Source organism: Micromonospora sp. CPM1 (assembly GCF_023896895.1).
Classification (GTDB): Bacteria; Actinomycetota; Actinomycetes; order Mycobacteriales; family Micromonosporaceae; genus Micromonospora; species Micromonospora tulbaghiae.
The window spans coordinates 1-15,649 of record NZ_JAMHIU010000014.1 but is presented as its reverse complement, the minus strand read 5'-3'; the positions used below and the strand labels follow the sequence as shown (position 1 = coordinate 15,649).

The following is a 15,649-nucleotide window of genomic DNA, read 5'->3' as shown; positions in this document are numbered from 1 at the left end:
GAGGTCAACTGTGTCGCGCGTCTCGTCCCGCACGGCAACGCCGGAAACTTCTGTCGTCGGGGTGGCATAACGGACGTCGCGCCGGGAAGTCGGGCCGCCGGGACGAGACCGGGAGGCGAGATGGCGTACGGCTGCGACACCTTCAACCGACTGCCCGGCCGTACGACTCGATGACCTCGCTGGGACGCTTCGCCGGCCTCCTGCTGTCGCCGACGGTCGTACCGGAGGCCGCCGCGCGCGTCGCGCGTACCGTCGGGTCGGCCCTGCCCACGGACGCCGTGCCGGCCCGGGTCACCGAGGTCGCGGGCAGCGTCGGTACGGCCGCAGCCCGGCTGGCCCGCCTTACCGGGCTGACCAGCCGCCGGGTGTGGTCGCAGGACGGCCGCCACCACATCGAGGTGCACGGCGTCTGCCAGGACGGCGGTGACCGGCTGGCCCGTCAGGTCGAGGCGGCGCTGGAGTCGATGCCGGGTGTGACCTGGGCGCGGGTGAACGCTCCGTCCGGCCGGGTGGTGGTGGCCACCGGGGATCCGGCGCCGAAGCTGCGCGACCTGATCGCCACGGTGGCCCGTGTCGAGCGGACCTGCCCGTACGAGCCGGACCCGGAGATCGAACCGCCGCAGCCGCCCGAGGACGGCCCGCGTACCGCGCGGACGTTCGGCGCGCTGCTGTCCGACGTGCTCGGGCTGGGCATCTCCGCCGCCACCCGCGTGCTGCCGCTGACCCCGATTCCGGCCGAGGTGGCCGGTCTGCTGGGCGCTGTCGACCTGCACCCGAAGCTGCACGCGCTGGCCGGCCTGGGCATCCGCGCCGACCCGCGCGCCGAGCTGCTGTTCCCGCTGGCCGAGGCTGTCGTGCAGGGTCTCACCGGCGGGTGGGCGGGCATCGTGCTCGACGGTGCGCAACGCGTGGTGCAGTGGGGCGAGGGTGCCGCTCAACTGACCGCGTGGCGGCGGGCCGAACCGCGCCTGACCGGCGACCCGGAGCACGCGGTCGCCCGGGTGCCCGACGGCGAGCGGCCCTGCCCGGTGCCGGACGGGCAGCCCGAGCGGTACGCCAAGCGGGTGCTCCCGGCCGGCGCGGTCGCCGGGGCGGCGGCACTGCCGGTGCTGGGACCGAAGCGGGCCGCCGCGCTGGCGCTGTCCTCGCTGCCGAAGGCACCCGGCTCCGGCCGCGAGGGGTACGGCGCCCAGCTCGGCCGAATGCTCGCCCGGCGCGGTGTGATCGCGATGGACCGCAGCGTGCTGCGTGAGCTGGACCGGATCGACACGGTGGTGCTGGACGCCGCGGTGCTCGGCTCGGACCGGGGGGTCCTGGCGGACCTCGCGCCGCTGGCCGACGCCGACACCGGGCGAGTCTCCGCCCGGGCGTTCGCGTTGTTCGACCCGGCCGAGCCGGACGCGGTACGCGCCGACGGCGGCTGGCGGATCGGCCCACTGGACCGCCTCGGCGCCGACGACCCCGGAGACACCCCGGACAGCGCCCGGCTGCGCGCCGACGGTGGACAGCTGCTCGGACTGGCCGAGAACGGCCGGCTCGCCGCCGTACTGCGGGTCGAGCCGGAGCCCGCGCCCGGCGTGGACGCGCTGGCGTCGGCCGCCCGCCAGGCGGGCCTGCGGCTCGTGGTCGGCGGCCCGGACGACGGCCGGTACGACTTCGCGGACCTGCTCGTGCCCGGCGGCCCCGGGCTCGCCGACTCGGTGCACGACCTCCAACGCGAGGGCGCTGTGGTGATGGTGGTCTCCGGTGAGCGGTCGGCGCTCGCCGCGTCCGACTGCGGCCTCGGCGTGTACGGCCCGGACGACCTGCCGCCGTGGGGCGCGCACCTGCTCGTCGGCGACGACCTGCGCGTGCCGGCCCTGCTGATCGACGCCGCCGGGGTGGCCCGCCGGATGACCGAGCAGAACATCCGGATCGCCATGGCCGGCAGCGGGCTCGGTGCGCTCGGCGCGTTCACCGCCGACCGGCGGCGCCTGCCCCGCCCGGCCCTGGCGGCGGTGAACGGCGCGGCGGCGCTCGCGTTCGCGCACGGCGTGTTCCGGGCGCACCGGCTGCCGGACCGTACCGGCGCCCCGATGCCCGCGCTCACCGCCTGGCATCTCATGCCGGCGCAGACCGTCCTGGAGCAGCTCGACACCGGCCCGTCCGGGCTGACCGACGAGGAGGCGGCCCGCCGCCGGCGCGTCGAGGTCGGGGACGAGCACGGCCCGGCCGGGCTGCTCCGCTCGTTCGTCGAGGAGCTGTCCAACCCGCTCACCCCGGTGCTGGCCGCCGGCGCGGTGCTCTCCGCCGCGTTCGGCTCGCTCGTCGACGCCGCACTGGTCGGCGGCGTGGTGGGCGGTTCGGCGCTGGTCGGCGCCGTGCACCAGCGCAACACCGAACGGTCCCTGGCCGCGTTGCTGTCCCGCTCGGCGGTCACCGCACGGGTGGTGCGCGACGGCGAGGAGCGGGTGGTGCCCGCCGAGGAGCTGGTACGCGGCGACGTGATCACCGTCAGCTCCGGGGACGCCGTACCGGCCGACTGCCGGGTGCTGACCAGCGACGGGCTGGAGGCGGACGAGTCGTCACTGACCGGCGAGTCGCTGCCGGTGGCGAAGAGCCCGGATCCGGTGGTGGCGGCGGCCATCGCCGAACGGCACTCGATGCTGTTCGAGGGCACCACTGTCGCCGCCGGCCACGGCACCGCGGTGGTGGTGGCCACCGGCGCGGAGACCGAGGCCGGGCGGAGCCTCGCCATGGCCCGGGAGGCCCCGCCCGCCAGTGGCGTGGAGGCGCGACTCGGCAAGCTGACCAGCAGCGCCGTACCCCTGGCGGCCGCCTCGGCGATCGCTGTGGCCGGCGCGGGACTGCTTCGGGGCGTACCCCTTGCCGAAACGGCGGCGACCGCCGCGAACCTGGCCGTGGCGTCGGTGCCGGAGGGGCTGCCGTTCCTGGTCAGCGCCGCGCAGCTGGCGGCGGCGCGGCGGCTGGCCGAGCACGGCGCCCTGGTCCGCAACCCCCGGACGATCGAGGCGCTGGGCCGGGTCGACGTGCTCTGTTTCGACAAGACCGGCACGCTCACCGAGGGGAAGCTGCTGCTGGCCGGGGTGGGTACGGGCGACGGCCGGTACGCCGCGTTGGACGACCTGGACGAGCCGCTGCGGTCGACGCTGGCCGCCGCGGTGCGGGCCACCCCGTCCGCCGCCGACCCGGACGAGTTGCCGCAGCAGACCGACCGGACGGTACGCCACGGCGCGGACGCCGCCGGGGTGGACGAGCGGACCGGAGCGGCGGACTGGACCGCCACGGCCGGGCTGCCGTTCGAGCCGTCCCGCGGCTACAGCGCCGCTGTCGGGCGTGCCGCCGGCGGGCTGCTGCTGAGCGTGAAGGGCGCCCCCGAGTCGGTGTTGCCGCGCTGCGCGTCCCGCCGAACCGCTGAGGGGGACCGGCCGCTCGACGCGGCCGGACGCGAGGAGGTGCAGGCCATGCTGGCCGGGCGGGCCGGCGCCGGGCACCGCATCCTCGCCGTGGCCGAGTGCCCGGTCTCCACCGAGCAGGTGAGCGACGAGCAGGTCGACGGCCTGGTCTTCGTGGGTTTCCTGACGCTCGCCGACGGGGTGCGGGAGAGCGCCCGGCCGGCGGTGGCCCGGATCCGGGCCGCGGGCGTGCACACCGTCATGATCACCGGCGACCATCCGGCCACCGCCGAGGCGATCGCCGCCGCGATCAGCCCGGACGACGGCGGGCAGCGCGTGGTCACGGCCAGCGACCTGGACCGGCTGGACGACGCCGCGCTCGCCGAGCGCCTGATGGCGACCGACGTGGTGGCACGCTGCACGCCCGCCCACAAGGTACGGATCATCCAGGCGTTGCAGCGCCAGGACCGCACCGTCGCGATGACGGGTGACGGCGCCAACGACGCCCCGGCGATCAGGCTCGCCGACGTCGGTATCGCTCTCGGTCAACGGGGCACTCCCGCCGCCCGCGCCGCCGCCGACCTGGTGGTCACCGACGACCGGCTGGAGACGATCATCGCCACGCTCGTCGAGGGACGGGCCATGTGGTCGTCGGTACGGCACGCGCTGAGCATCCTGGTCGGCGGCAACCTCGGCGAGATCGCGTTCAGCGTGCTGACCGCCGCCGCGACCGGCCGGTCCGCGCTGAACGGCCGGCAACTCCTGCTGGTCAACCTGCTCACCGACCTGGCGCCGGCGCTCGCCATCGCGGTCCGCCCGCCCGCCGACGACAGCGCGGACCACCTGCTGCGGGAGGGGCCGGACTCCTCGCTCGGCGTCACCATGACCCGGGAGATCGGCCTGCGCGCGGCGTCGACCACGCTGGGCGCGACCGCCGGCTGGACGATCGCCAGGTGGACCGGCACCCAGCGGCGGGCCAGCACCGTCGCACTGGCCTCGCTGATCGGCACACAGCTCGGGCAGACGGTGCTGGCCGGCGGCACCAGCCCCAGCGTGCTCGCCGCCACCGCCGCCTCGGTGGGTGTGCTCGTGGCGGTGGTCCAGACGCCGGGTGTCAGCCAGTTCTTCGGCTGCACCCCGCTCGGCCCGGTGGGCTGGACCATCGCGACCGGCTCGGCGCTCGGCGCGACGTTCGCCAACGGCACGCTGACCAAGCTGGTCGACCGCCTGCCGCAGCCCGGCTCGCATGGGCGTCCCGATCAGGGGTACGGCGAAGGACATGACGCCTGAGGTGACGTTCGTCGGTACGGCGACCACTGTGCTGCGGATCGGCGGCTTCACGCTGCTCACCGACCCGAACTTCCTGCACCGGGGGCAGCGGGCGTATCTGGGCCGGGGCCTGTGGTCGAAGCGGAGCACCGATCCGGCGTTGACCATCCCCGAGCTGCCCCCGCTGGACGCGGTGGTCCTGTCCCATCTGCACGGCGACCACTTCGACCGGGTCGCCCGGCGTGGCCTGGACAAGGCGCTGCCGATCCTCACCACGCCGCAGGCGGAACGGAAGCTGCGCCGCTGGGGATTCGGCGCGGCGGAAGGGCTGCCCACCTGGCGGGCGTACGAGCTGCACCGGGGCGACGAGACGCTGCGCCTGACCGCGCTGCCCGGCCAGCACGGGCCGGGCCTGCTCGACCGCGCGCTCCCCGACGTGATGGGCAGCCTGATCGACCTGGAACAGGGCGGCCAGCGGCGCTTCCGCCTCTACGTCACCGGGGACACACTGCGCCGACCGCAGCTCGCCGAGATCCCCGCCCGCTTCCCGGACATCGACGCCATGCTGATCCACCTCGGCGGCACCCGCATCGCCGGCATCCTGCTCACCATGGACGCCCGGCAGGGCGCCGACGTGGTGGAGCTGATCCGGCCGCGGCTCACCGTGCCGATCCACTACGACGACTACCCGGTGTTCCGGTCGCCGTTGCGGCACTTCGTCGAGGAGGCGAGGCGGCGCGGCTTCGCCGGCCAGATTCGTACCGTCAGTCGCGGCGAGACGGTCCCGCTGACGCCCTGACCGTTGTCCCTAGTGCCAGGTGGCGGCGGCCCGGCGCAGCCGGTCGTTGATCGCGCGGCCCACGCCGGTCTCCGGCACCGGCTCCGCGACGATCTCGGTCACCCCGGCCGCGTCGAGCCGGTGCAGCGCGTCGAACAGCCGTGCCGCCGCCGCCGTCACGTCGCCGTCGGGCGACAGCACCTCCACCGCGGCCCAGTCGCCCTCCGCCGGTGGCTCCCGGAAGGCCAGGAATCCCCGCCGGCCGCCGCCGGGCTCGGCCGCCGCGCCCAACCGCAACGGGGTACGCGGGGCGTAGTGCGCGGCCAGCGTCCCGGGCGCGACGGGCTGACCGGAGCTGCCCTGGCGTACCTCGACCGGGCCGACCGCCTCGACCAGCGCCTCGACCGGCAGCGCGCCCAGCCGCAGCACCACCGGCCGGTCACCCCGGGCGTCCACGATCGTCGACTCGATCCCGCACCGGGTGGGCCCACCGTCGAGCACCACGTCCACCGCGCCGCCCAGCCCGGCCACCACGTGTTCGGCCCGGGTCGGGCTGAGCTGGCCGAACCGGTTCGCGCTCGGCGCGGCCACCGGCACACCGGCCGCCGCGATCAGTGCCCGCGCGGACGGCTCGTCCGGTACGCGTACCGCCATGGTGTCCAGACCGGAGGTGACGATCGGCGGGATGATCTCCGGCCGGTCCACGATCAGGGTGAGCGGGCCGGGCCAGAACCGCTTCGCCAGCTCGGCCACCGCCGTGGGCACCTCGCCGACCAGTGCGGCCAGGTCGGCGGCGTCGGCCAGGTGGCTGATCAGCGGGTCGAAGCTGGGCCGTGCCTTCGCCTCGAAGATCCGCGCCGCGGCCCGGGCGTCGAGCGCGTTGGCGCCCAGCCCGTAGACCGTCTCGGTGGGGAAGGCGACCAGCCCGCCGGCGCGCAGGACGGCGGCTGCCTCGTCGATGCCGCGCTCGGCCGGCAGGACGCGCGGGGATCCGGTGCTCACGCTTCCGACGCTAGCCTGCCCGGTTCGTCACTCCGGCAAGACCCCGCCGTCGCGTGGTGGGGCGGTCAGCCGCGTGGGTCGGTGGCGGGGTCCGTGTCGGGGAGCGTGGGCGCGTCGGTCGGGTAGAGGCCGGCGGCGAAGCCGTACACCTGGTCACCGGCGCGGGGGATCTGCGCGAACCGCCGGGCCAGCGCCTGCACCTCCGCCCAGAACTCGCGGACGTCCTCGATCGGGATGCGCGCGTGCACGAGCGTGCACCGCAACTCGTCGGCGGCGTGCGCGGCCGCCGCTTCGGCGGCTGCCTCGGCGAGCCCGTTCATCCGGGACACCACCTGCTTGTCCTCCGCCCGGCTGAGCGCCCCGACGTAGTAGGTGCGGGCGACCCGCCCGTAGAACCGCTCCTCGATGGCGCGTACCCGCCGGGTCCGCACCACGCGCAGCAGACCGGCGTCCACCAGCTGGTTCACGTGGTACGCCACGCTGCTCTTGGGCCGGTCGACGGCGCGGGCCATCTCGTTGACAGTGGCGGCGCGCTCCAGGAGCAGTTCGAGCAGCGTGCTCCGCAACGGGTCGGCGAGCGCACGCAGCTGCTCCGGAGCGGTGACCACGAGCAGGTCGTCGAGGTCGTAGTCCGGGATCCGCTGATTGACCGACATTTCTCGACCGTTCTAAGATTCTGGTTCGTTCGATAACTCTGGTCTGACAACTCAGGAGTGTAGTGATGGCCGAGATCGTGCTCTTCCACCACATTCAAGGGCTCACGGACGGGGTTCGCGCGCTCGCCGACTCCCTGCGCTCCGGCGGGCACACCGTGCACGCCCCCGACCTCTTCGACGGCGAACTGCCCGCCACCATCGAGGACGGCGCCGCGCTGACCAAGCGGATCGGCGGCGACGTCCTCGACCAGCGCGCCGACGCGCTCGTCGCCGACCTGCCCGCCGGCCTGGTCTACGCGGGCGTCTCCTGGGGGGCCGCCATCGCCCAGCGGCTCGCCCAGACCCGGGCCGGCGCCCGGGCCGCCCTGCTCTACGAGGCCTGCCTGCCGGTGACCGGCGAGTGGGCGATCGGTCCCTGGCCCGACGGCGTGGCGGTGCAGGTGCACGGCATGGAGCACGATCCGTTCTTCGGGCTGGAAGGGGACGTGGACGCCGCCCGCGAGCTGGTGTCGATCGTCGGCCCCGAGCGCGGCGAGCTGTACGTCTACCCCGGCGACCGGCACCTGTTCACCGACAGTTCGCTGCCCTCGTACGACGCGGAGGCGACCGCGCTGGTGGTGAGCCGCAGCCGCGAACTGCTCGACCGGCTCGGCTGACGCCTACCCGTCACCGCGCAGCCGCGCCAACTCGGCCGCGTACTCGGCGTCGGTCAGCACCCCGCGCTCGTACTGCCTGGTCAGGGCGTGGATGTCACGCCGCTGCGCGGCGCTCGGAGCGGGCCGCCGGACCGGCTCCGGCTGGTCCGGACGGCCGGCGCGGACCGGATCCGGGCTCGCCGGCGCGCGCTGCTCCCGGGGCCGGGCATTCCGGTGGCACTCCCGCAGGGTCGCGAGGATCTCGTCGTAGTGCTCCGGCCAGGTGACCAGACGGCCCAGCTCCGGGCGGAAGTTGAACGGCTGGATGAAGTCCCCGCGCTGGATCGGCGTCTGCACCGGCCCGCCGCCGGTCCGCTCTATGACGATCGCGACGCGTCCCATGTCGAGTCCCACCATGGAACCCGTACCGTTGTGGATCTCCACGACCGACGCCCACGGCACCGTGGTCGTGTGGAACAGCGAGCGCGAGCGTATGCCGATGTGGCTCACCCAGACGCCGAGCATCGCGCGGCGGAGCGCGACGACGAGGCCGGGGACGAGCCACACTCCGAAGAACACCGCTTCCGGTTCCGAGATCATGCCGCTGCCGGCCGCGAACACGAAGAACCCCAGGTAGCCGGCCGTCCCCACCACCACGAAGATCGCACCGACAGTGGTCAGGTCCAGCGAGTACGGGCGCCGCCACACCATCATGCCGCCAGCGTGACCGATCGTGTCCAGCGGTTCCGCGCGGAGTCAGCGCCCGGCTACCGGTACTGTGCGATCTGGATCAGGTTGCCGCAGGTGTCGTCGAACACCGCTGTGGTCACCGGGCCCATGTCGACCGGCTCCTGGGTGAACAGCACGCCGAGGCCCCGCAGCCGGTCGTGCTCGGCGGCCACGTCGTCCACCGCGAACTGCGTCAGCGGGATCCCGTCGCCCGCGAGCGCCTCCTTGAACGCCTTGGCGGCCGGGTGCGCGTCGGGCTCCAGCAGCAGTTCCACGCCGTCCGGTGCGTCGGGCGAGACCACTGTCAGCCAGCGGTACTCCCCGGTCGGCACGTCGGTCTTCTTCACGAAGCCGAGCACCTCGGTGTAGAAGCGCAGCGCCTTGGCCTGGTCGTCGACGTACACGCTGGTGAGGTTGATTCTCATGGGTTCTCCTGGGTGGGTTCGGCGGACCTGAGCCATCGCTCGGTGATGGACCGCAGCGGCCGGGTGTCGAGGTGGTGGAACTTGTAGCGCCCCTGCCGCCGCGTGACGATCAGGCCGGCGGCCTCCAGGACGTCGAGGTGCTGGGAGATCGCCTGCCGGGACGAGCCGACCTGGTGCTTCGTGGCCAGCCGGCCGCAGATCTCGAACAGGGTCTGACCGTCGCGCTCGGTCAGCTCGTCGAGGATCAGGCGGCGGGTGGGATCGGCCAGCGCCTGGTACAGATCGCCCACGTCACCCACCATATGCAAGTAGTGGCTTGCCTATCAAGAGGCTGCCCGCCATCGGAGGACCTCATGCCCGGATACATCCTCACCGGCGCTCCCGGCTCCGGTAAGACAGCGATCCTGCGCCACCTGGAACTCGACGGCCATCCCGTCGTGGAGGAGGCCGCGACCGACGTGATCGCGCTTCGCCAGGCGCTCGGCCGACCCGAGCCGTGGCGTGAGCCGGACTTCGCCGAGCGGGTGCTGGATCTCCAGCGGAGGCGTCGGCGCCGAGCCGAGATGTTCGGCGACGACGTGGTGTTCCACGACCGCTCACCCGTGTGCACGCTCGCGTTGTGCCGCCACCTCGGCATGACACCGCCGTCCGCCCTGCTCGACGAGATCGAGGGCATGACGACGGATCGGACCGTCTTCTTCGTCCGGAATCAGGGCTTCGTCGAGGCGACCACGGCCCGGCGGATCAGCTTCGAGGAGTCGATCGTCTTCGAGCGGGTCCACGAACTGACGTACCGCGAGGCGGGGTTCGACCTCGTCGACGTGCCGGCGGGACCGCTCGCGACCCGGGTGGCGGCGATAAAGCAGGCGGTCGATCGACTGCGCGCGGCTAGGGTACGGACATGACCTTCCGCGTTGTCTCGCCGCCACCGGTCACCCGGTAACGACGCCGTTCACCGAACCCGGCTCCCGCACCCAGAGCCCGGGTCCGTTCGCGGTGCCCGGGCGGCGACGACAACGGAGAATCCCGTGCGCAAGACTGTGCCCCCGACCGTGGGGCGAGGAACCCTGTACATCCTCATGGCGGCGATCGCCTGGGGCACCGGCGGCGCCGCGGCGGCCGTCCTCTACGACACCAGCGGGCTGGGCCCGGTCACCGTCTCGTTCTGGCGGTTCGCCGGTGGCGTCCTGCTGCTCGCCGCCGGACACCTGACACTGCGGCGACCGTCCGGCTTCGTCCGCGCTCCGTCCCGCCACCGGTGGCGGCAGGTCGTGACGACGGGCGTGGGTCTGGCCGTCTACCAGACGGCGTACTTCGCCGCAGTGGGGTACGCCGGCCTGGCCGTCGCCACCATGGTCACCCTCGGCGCCGGGCCGATCCTCATCGCCCTCGGTTCCCGCCTGACCCTCGGCGAGCGACTCGGCCGATCCGGCGCAGTCACCGTCGCGGCAGCACTCGTCGGTCTGGCCCTGCTGCTGGGCGGTGGTAGCGCCGGCAGCGCCCCCGCACCGGCGCTGGGCCTGGCCTGCGCGCTGCTGTCCGCGGGCGGGTACGCAGCCGTCACCGTGCTCAACCGGAAGCTCGGCCGGGACGGTGGCGGGCAGACGTCGCTACTGGGCGGATTCGCCGTCGGGATGATCTGCCTGCTGCCCCTGGCCCTGCTCGAAGGGATCCTGCCCACGGCCGGTGACACCCGCCAGACCGTGGGACTGCTCGCCTTCCTCGCCGTGGCACCCACCGCCGTGGCGTACACCCTGTTCTTCGCCGGTCTGGCCGCGGTCCGGGCGACCACCGCGTCGGTCATCGCGCTCGTCGAACCGGTGACGGCGGCGCTGATCGCGGTGCTGCTGCTGGACGAACGGCTCACCGTGACCGCCGTTCTCGGGTCGGTCGTGCTGCTCGCCGCGGTGGTCGCGCTGATGCTCGGCGAACCCGGACCGGCGCCGCCATCGACCGCGCCGCGCAGGGACCGTGACGCCGGCACACGGAACCGCCGCCGGCCTCGACGAGCGAGGGCCGGCGGCGAGGTCGCGACACGCCGTTCGGGGTGACGGATCAGCCGGCGAGCTGCCGCCGCACCGAGTCGGTGTCCATCAGGTACGACATGAACTTGAACTTGCCGTCCTGGACCCGGTAGAAGGCGGTCTCGGTGAACGACACCGACGCGCCGGTGGGGGCCAGGCCGTTCCACTCCTTGACCGGGGTGCCCGTGTCGACGAGCCGGGCGGCGATCGTGTCGCCCTCGACGACGAGGTCCTGGATCTCCCAGTGGAGGTCCGGGACCGCCTCCACGTGCTTGTAGAACTCGGCCACCATGTCCGCCATCTTGACCGGGGTGCCGTTCATGACGACCTCCTCGTGGGCGAAGTCGGCCATGCGGGCGAACTCCCGCTTGTTCGCCAGCTCGACGTACCGCAGGTAGAAGTCCCGCAGTTCCTGGGTGGACATGCCTGGCTGGGTTGCGACGGAGCTCATGATCGTTTTCCCTCATCTGTGTGCGCCGACCCCGCATCACCGGGCCGGCCGTCGGCGCGAGCGAATTTTGTACCGCTCGGTTCTGACACGACCGTAACAGGATTCTGTACCGATCAGTTCATGATCCGGATCACGTTCTGTACCGATCGGTATGTCGCTCTTGAACCCCGACGACCGAGCAGTCCCTCTACGAGCGGGACGCCGTCGGCGAGATACGCGACGGCACCGGCAGGCCGCTCCACCCCGCCGGTCTCACCGAGTGGCTCCACGGAGAAATCCGTTGTCGTCGGTCGTGCCGTACGCCGACCATGGCCGCTGTGAGCCGAAGCCTCCGAACGGACCCCCGATCCCGCCAGGCACTTCGGCGCGCGCCCCGGCTCGACCGGGTGCGGATCCACGTGCACGCACCGCGACCCGGATTCGCGCACCCGGCAAGCGGAGGAGACGTTCGCGACGTGCTGGAAGCCATCGGGCCTTGGGCGTGGTACGGGTTGCGCGCCGTCGAGCTGCGGCAGACCGAGGACTTCCGGCCCGGATTCGTCGTCTACGGCAGGACCCGGGTGCCAGGCGAGATCTTCCTGTACGAGCAACCGCTATCGGAAGCCGCATCGTTGCGGGACTTCATGCGGTTCGACGTGCTGCTGCACGAGCTCGGACATCACGTGCTCCAACACCGCAGCCGAAAGGTCGGCCGCATGCAACGCCGATCAGATCATGAACGGTTCGCCGAAGCCTTCGCCGACCGATGGAAGCCCACTGTCCAGGCTGTACTCGAAACAGCCGCTGATGATCAGGCGACGTGATGTGGTGGAGCCCAGGGGACTCGAACCCCTAACCCCTGCCTTGCAAAGGCGGCTCGCCGTACTGAGTACTCGCCGATCAGTGCCAGCGGATGGCGTTGGCATCAGGGAGATTGCTGTCCTGTGCCAGCGGTTGTCGGTTGATGTCGCGCGTCTTGCTGACTTCTTGCTGACGGGGCCGCCTTGTCGCAGGATCGCAAGATCTCGGGCCAACGCTGCCCGTGGAGTTGCAGCCGACGCGGTGGGCATAGCGCACCGTGTCTTGCACCTCCGGTCGGACCTGAGGTCTTGATGAGTCCGACGACACGCACATACGATCGAGTACTTGATCAAAATCCGCGGTATTGTCCTCGCATGACGAGCCGCAAGAAGCCCACCGCCGAGGCGGGTCCGGGTGTGGGTACCAGCATCGAGCTGTTCACCGGTGGGGGCGGCTTGGCCCTGGCGATGCATGAGGCTGGGTTCCGTCACCTCCTAGCGGTGGAACTGGAGCGGCGGGCGTGCGGCACGCTGCGGCTGAACGGTGCCGTCGACTACGAAGAGGGGTCCCCCCTTCCGAAGTCATTGGGCGACCGTTGGCCGCTGTTGCAGGACGACGTGCGGGAGGTGAAGTTTGATCCGTGGTTTGGCAAGGTCGACGTGGTCGCCGGTGGAGTGCCGTGCCAACCGTGGAGCCTCGGGGGTGCTCACAAGGGCTTCGACGATCCCCGCAACCTGTGGCCGGAGCTGTTTCGGTGTGTCCTGGAGACTCGACCGCGAGCGATCGTGGCGGAGAATGTCAAGGGCCTGTTGCGGCCGTCGTTCAAGCCGTACTACGACTACATCATTCGGCAGATGTCGGCGCCATTCGAGCGGCGGATCGAGGGTGAGGATTGGCGCGACCACGACAAGCGTCTAGTCAAGGCGCTCCGCGCTCCTGATGTTGACCTGGCCGAGCGGTACGACGTCAAGTACAAGCTCGTCAACGCGGCGGACTACGGCGTTCCGCAAGTGCGGTGGCGAGTGTTCGTCGTGGCCTTCCGCAAGGATCTCGGGCTGGCTGATTGGGAGTTCCCCGAACCGACTCACTCAGATCTCGCGCTGAAGCACGCTCAGGACAGTGGAGAGTACTGGGAGGAGCATGGCGTCCCGGTGCGGCATGATCTGCTGCCGGAAGTGCTGCCGCTGCCTGACGGCAAGCAGCGATGGCGGACCCTGCGAGACGCGATCTGGCCGGCGTCGCCGTCATCGCTCTCCCCTCGCCTTCCAGAGCCGGTAGGTGACTACGTCGAGCACCCTGACTGGCTGCATCACGTCGGCTGGCCGGGAGCCCGCCAGTATCCGGGTCACACTCCGAACGACCTCGACCGCCCTGCCAAGACGGTCAAGGCGGGTGTACATGGCGTGCCGGGTGGCGAGAGTGTGATGCGGCTCGATGACGGGTCGATCCGGTATATGACGGTCCGGGAGACCGCCCGGGTGATGACGTTTCGGGACGACTGGCGGCTTGACGGCCCGCGCGGTGAGCAGATGCGTCAGCTCGGCAATGCGGTCCCGGTGGAACTCGGACGAGTGATGGCAGAATCGGTGGCAAAGGCATTGCAGCGGGTCAGCAACGGACAGGCATAGGCAACAATCGTCTTATGGCCACTCAGTGGCGAGACGCCCCGCCCACAGACTCAGCGTGGAAGCCGGTCAAGAACATGTCCGCCAGCGAACGAGCCGAGGAACAGGACAAGGCTGCGGGCGGGCGAAAGAACAGGTACCTGCCGGGATCGGCTGGCCGGACCGTCCTTGCCTCCATCTACCTGCGGCTGCCGCCAAAATCCCGGCGGGTGTATGCGTACCTCCGTTGGCCGGAAGGGCGCAAGACGCGCGAGCGATACGTGTGCCAGGTCGGTCACGATACTCGGGGGGAGAACCTGGCGGAGGCATGGCGCCAAGCCCTCAGCGTCGGATTGACCTCACTGCAGCGACCGAAGAAGTCAACGGAGTCCTGGGCCTCGTCCCCGGCTGTGCGTAACGTCATGCGGGCAAACCGCCCCCGTGACACCCGCCCGGAGATGACCCTTCGCTCGGCTGTTCACGCACTTGGGTTGCGCTACCGGGTTGACCGCCAACCGCTGGCCGGACTGCGGCGAAAAGCTGATTTAGTCTTCGCCGGGCCACGCGTCGCTGTCTTCGTTGATGGCTGCTTCTGGCATGGCTGCCCTGAGCACTACCGGCCCTCTAACCGCAACAGCGAGTTCTGGTCAAACAAAATCGAGGGCAATAGGGACCGTGACGCGCAGACCGACGAGAAGCTCGCCGCTGCGGGTTGGACCGTGATCCGTGTTTGGGAGCACGATGACCCGCATCAAGCGGCTAGCCGCATTGCGCAGGCCGTACTGGCCTTGCGCACCAGCCCGCATCGCGGAGCCGAGCACTAGCCGAGCTTTATGCTGAGCTGCTCGGCTACCAGGGTGTTGCGCTCGGCGGTGGCCTCTGGATCCTCCGAGGGGTCGAGTTCGTCCTCCACCACCCTGTGCTCGGGGATCTCAAGGCCGAGCCGCGCCATCTCGGAACGGAATCGAGCCTGGTCCTGGACCACAACCCGGGGTCCACGCTCGTGACTCTTCTTTGGGCGCCAGATCGGCCGTTTTTGGTATGCCTCCAGTGCTTCCATAGCCGCAGTTCGCTCGTCTCCCTCTTCGAGGATCGACGCAGCGACCGCTAGACGGACTCTCTCGCACATCTCGTCCAACGTGAACCGGCGGTTGCAAAGACGCCCCGCACGCGGCCGGCCTGGGTGCACTGTGTCCCAGATAGACCGAGCGTTTTGGCGATCAGAGCCTGGAGCATTCGCGCCAAAGCCGGGCATTACGGTGTTCCAAAGAACCGGCCGGTAGTCGCGGAGGAGGGCCCGTTCAGCAAGCACAATCCAAGCGTCGTCGAGCGGCAGGTAGCGAACCTTGAAGTCGGCGACGTTCAGGGTTTGGCTTGCCTCGGCAACGGAGTCCGCGTGCTTCTTGATCCGGTTGATGAGTTGGAAGCCGTCCGGGCTCGCGGGCTCTCCATAGCTAGAGTTGCCGGCCTCGGCCTTGCCGACGTAGATCGGAACCTTGCGCTCAGTGTCCTTGAAGGGGGCGTAGAGATCGAGTTCTCCGACGTAGTAGAGGGCATAAACGCCGGCGCCTAGGAAGTCGCTGGGAGGGAAGTCGTCAAGTTCGGCCCGCTCCAGTCGCTCGCGCAACACCTCCTGGAGGTTCCGAAGCGCCAGCGGGTCGAACACTTCGACCTGTCGAGCTTGTTCACGCCTCGTCGGTCGCCTACGCGTCATGCCGGGAGGATAGCGGCTTGTGATCAAAGGAGACGTCCCCCAGCCACCCAGCCCTGCAACTTTCCAGGTTCACGCTGGCCCATCGTCCACAGCCTGGGTTGTTCACACCACCATCGACCTTCCTGCTGACGAGCGGGCCGGCCGGGCCTGCCACGTCAAGCGGACCTTGACGCAAGTTTCGACGCTG

The 15,649-nt window shown here is 71.3% G+C and carries 15 protein-coding genes; 8 read left to right on the top strand and 7 right to left on the bottom strand.

All coding sequences use genetic code 11. The features are described 5' to 3' along the window. Nucleotides 1–170: 170 nt before the first annotated feature. Together M8C11_RS18220 and M8C11_RS18215 are read left to right on the top strand one after the other, a co-directional pair. Nucleotides 171–4,685 (top strand): HAD-IC family P-type ATPase, encoded by a 4,515-nt coding sequence (locus M8C11_RS18220; RefSeq protein ID WP_252451170.1) that lies wholly within the window; start codon nt 171–173, stop codon nt 4,683–4,685. Further along, nucleotides 4,675–5,463 (top strand): MBL fold metallo-hydrolase, encoded by a 789-nt coding sequence (locus tag M8C11_RS18215; protein ID WP_252451167.1) that lies wholly within the window; start codon nt 4,675–4,677, stop codon nt 5,461–5,463. The genes M8C11_RS18220 and M8C11_RS18215 overlap by 11 nt, the downstream gene beginning before the upstream one ends. A 9-nt stretch (nt 5,464–5,472) precedes the next feature. Here the strand turns inward: M8C11_RS18215 and M8C11_RS18210 are convergent, their stop codons facing one another. Continuing rightward, nucleotides 5,473–6,420: an L-threonylcarbamoyladenylate synthase gene (locus M8C11_RS18210; RefSeq protein WP_252451607.1), complete on the bottom strand. Its 948-nt coding sequence runs from the start codon at nt 6,418–6,420 to the stop codon at nt 5,473–5,475. A gap of 89 nt (nt 6,421–6,509) precedes the next feature. Further along, nucleotides 6,510–7,100, bottom strand: coding sequence for a helix-turn-helix domain-containing protein (locus M8C11_RS18205; RefSeq protein ID WP_120572495.1), 591 nt, complete (start codon nt 7,098–7,100; stop codon nt 6,510–6,512). A 65-nt stretch (nt 7,101–7,165) separates the two neighbouring features. On the opposite strand from M8C11_RS18205, the gene M8C11_RS18200 reads away from it, so the two are divergent. Further along, the gene (locus M8C11_RS18200) at nt 7,166–7,756 is read left to right on the top strand and encodes a dienelactone hydrolase family protein (protein ID WP_252451164.1); all 591 of its coding nucleotides are present in this window, start codon (nt 7,166–7,168) and stop codon (nt 7,754–7,756) included. 3 nt (nt 7,757–7,759) lie between these two features. Here M8C11_RS18200 and M8C11_RS18195 read toward each other — a convergent pair whose 3' ends face one another. The 3 genes from M8C11_RS18195 to M8C11_RS18185 are packed head-to-tail and all read right to left on the bottom strand — an operon-like array spanning nt 7,760 to nt 9,191. After that, on the bottom strand, nt 7,760–8,449 hold the full coding sequence (locus M8C11_RS18195) for a hypothetical protein (protein WP_252451161.1): 690 nt from the start codon (nt 8,447–8,449) through the stop codon (nt 7,760–7,762). A 53-nt stretch (nt 8,450–8,502) separates the two neighbouring features. Further along, nucleotides 8,503–8,889, bottom strand: coding sequence for a VOC family protein (locus tag M8C11_RS18190; protein WP_120572498.1), 387 nt, complete (start codon nt 8,887–8,889; stop codon nt 8,503–8,505). Next, complete coding sequence (locus M8C11_RS18185) at nt 8,886–9,191, bottom strand: helix-turn-helix transcriptional regulator (protein ID WP_091413576.1); 306 nt, start codon at nt 9,189–9,191, stop codon at nt 8,886–8,888. The genes M8C11_RS18190 and M8C11_RS18185 overlap by 4 nt, the downstream gene beginning before the upstream one ends. Nucleotides 9,192–9,242: 51 nt before the next feature. Between M8C11_RS18185 and M8C11_RS18180 the strand changes: the two genes are divergently transcribed. Together M8C11_RS18180 and M8C11_RS18175 are read left to right on the top strand one after the other, a co-directional pair. After that, entirely contained in the window at nt 9,243–9,794 is a 552-nt protein-coding gene (locus M8C11_RS18180) for an AAA family ATPase (RefSeq protein ID WP_252451158.1), read from the top strand. Between the two features lie 123 nt (nt 9,795–9,917). Further along, nucleotides 9,918–10,940, top strand: a complete 1,023-nt coding sequence (locus M8C11_RS18175) for a DMT family transporter (RefSeq protein ID WP_252451155.1) — start codon at nt 9,918–9,920, stop codon at nt 10,938–10,940. Nucleotides 10,941–10,944: 4 nt separating this feature from the next. Here M8C11_RS18175 and M8C11_RS18170 read toward each other — a convergent pair whose 3' ends face one another. Continuing rightward, nucleotides 10,945–11,364 (bottom strand): ester cyclase, encoded by a 420-nt coding sequence (locus M8C11_RS18170; protein ID WP_252451152.1) that lies wholly within the window; start codon nt 11,362–11,364, stop codon nt 10,945–10,947. Nucleotides 11,365–11,819: 455 nt separating this feature from the next. Between M8C11_RS18170 and M8C11_RS18165 the strand changes: the two genes are divergently transcribed. From M8C11_RS18165 to M8C11_RS18155, 3 genes are all read left to right on the top strand, one after another. After that, a complete protein-coding gene (locus tag M8C11_RS18165) occupies nt 11,820–12,167 on the top strand; it encodes an ImmA/IrrE family metallo-endopeptidase (protein ID WP_252451149.1) in 348 nt (115 codons plus the stop codon). 351 nt (nt 12,168–12,518) lie between these two features. Next, nucleotides 12,519–13,772 (top strand): DNA cytosine methyltransferase, encoded by a 1,254-nt coding sequence (locus tag M8C11_RS18160; RefSeq protein ID WP_252451147.1) that lies wholly within the window; start codon nt 12,519–12,521, stop codon nt 13,770–13,772. Between the two features lie 74 nt (nt 13,773–13,846). After that, entirely contained in the window at nt 13,847–14,572 is a 726-nt protein-coding gene (locus M8C11_RS18155; RefSeq protein WP_252451145.1) for a very short patch repair endonuclease, read from the top strand. On the opposite strand, the gene M8C11_RS18150 is transcribed toward M8C11_RS18155, so the two are convergent. Further along, nucleotides 14,569–15,462 (bottom strand): Eco29kI family restriction endonuclease, encoded by an 894-nt coding sequence (locus M8C11_RS18150; RefSeq protein WP_252451143.1) that lies wholly within the window; start codon nt 15,460–15,462, stop codon nt 14,569–14,571. The two genes, M8C11_RS18155 and M8C11_RS18150, sit on opposite strands and share 4 nt — an antisense overlap. Between the last annotated feature and the right edge of the window lie 187 nt (nt 15,463–15,649).

Excerpts from the sequence above, each read along its gene's own strand:
- M8C11_RS18185 (WP_091413576.1), bottom strand. The coding sequence starts at position 9,191 with ATGGTGGGTGACGTGGGCGATCTGTACCAGGCGCTGGCCGATCCCACC.
- M8C11_RS18160 (WP_252451147.1), top strand. The coding sequence starts at position 12,519 with ATGACGAGCCGCAAGAAGCCCACCGCCGAGGCGGGTCCGGGTGTGGGT.
- M8C11_RS18150 (WP_252451143.1), bottom strand. The coding sequence starts at position 15,462 with ATGACGCGTAGGCGACCGACGAGGCGTGAACAAGCTCGACAGGTCGAA.
- M8C11_RS18155 (WP_252451145.1), top strand. The coding sequence starts at position 13,847 with ATGTCCGCCAGCGAACGAGCCGAGGAACAGGACAAGGCTGCGGGCGGG.
- M8C11_RS18220 (WP_252451170.1), top strand. The coding sequence starts at position 171 with ATGACCTCGCTGGGACGCTTCGCCGGCCTCCTGCTGTCGCCGACGGTC.
- M8C11_RS18205 (WP_120572495.1), bottom strand. The coding sequence starts at position 7,100 with ATGTCGGTCAATCAGCGGATCCCGGACTACGACCTCGACGACCTGCTC.
- M8C11_RS18170 (WP_252451152.1), bottom strand. The coding sequence starts at position 11,364 with ATGAGCTCCGTCGCAACCCAGCCAGGCATGTCCACCCAGGAACTGCGG.
- M8C11_RS18180 (WP_252451158.1), top strand. The coding sequence starts at position 9,243 with ATGCCCGGATACATCCTCACCGGCGCTCCCGGCTCCGGTAAGACAGCG.
- M8C11_RS18195 (WP_252451161.1), bottom strand. The coding sequence starts at position 8,449 with ATGATGGTGTGGCGGCGCCCGTACTCGCTGGACCTGACCACTGTCGGT.
- M8C11_RS18190 (WP_120572498.1), bottom strand. The coding sequence starts at position 8,889 with ATGAGAATCAACCTCACCAGCGTGTACGTCGACGACCAGGCCAAGGCG.
- M8C11_RS18200 (WP_252451164.1), top strand. The coding sequence starts at position 7,166 with ATGGCCGAGATCGTGCTCTTCCACCACATTCAAGGGCTCACGGACGGG.
- M8C11_RS18215 (WP_252451167.1), top strand. The coding sequence starts at position 4,675 with ATGACGCCTGAGGTGACGTTCGTCGGTACGGCGACCACTGTGCTGCGG.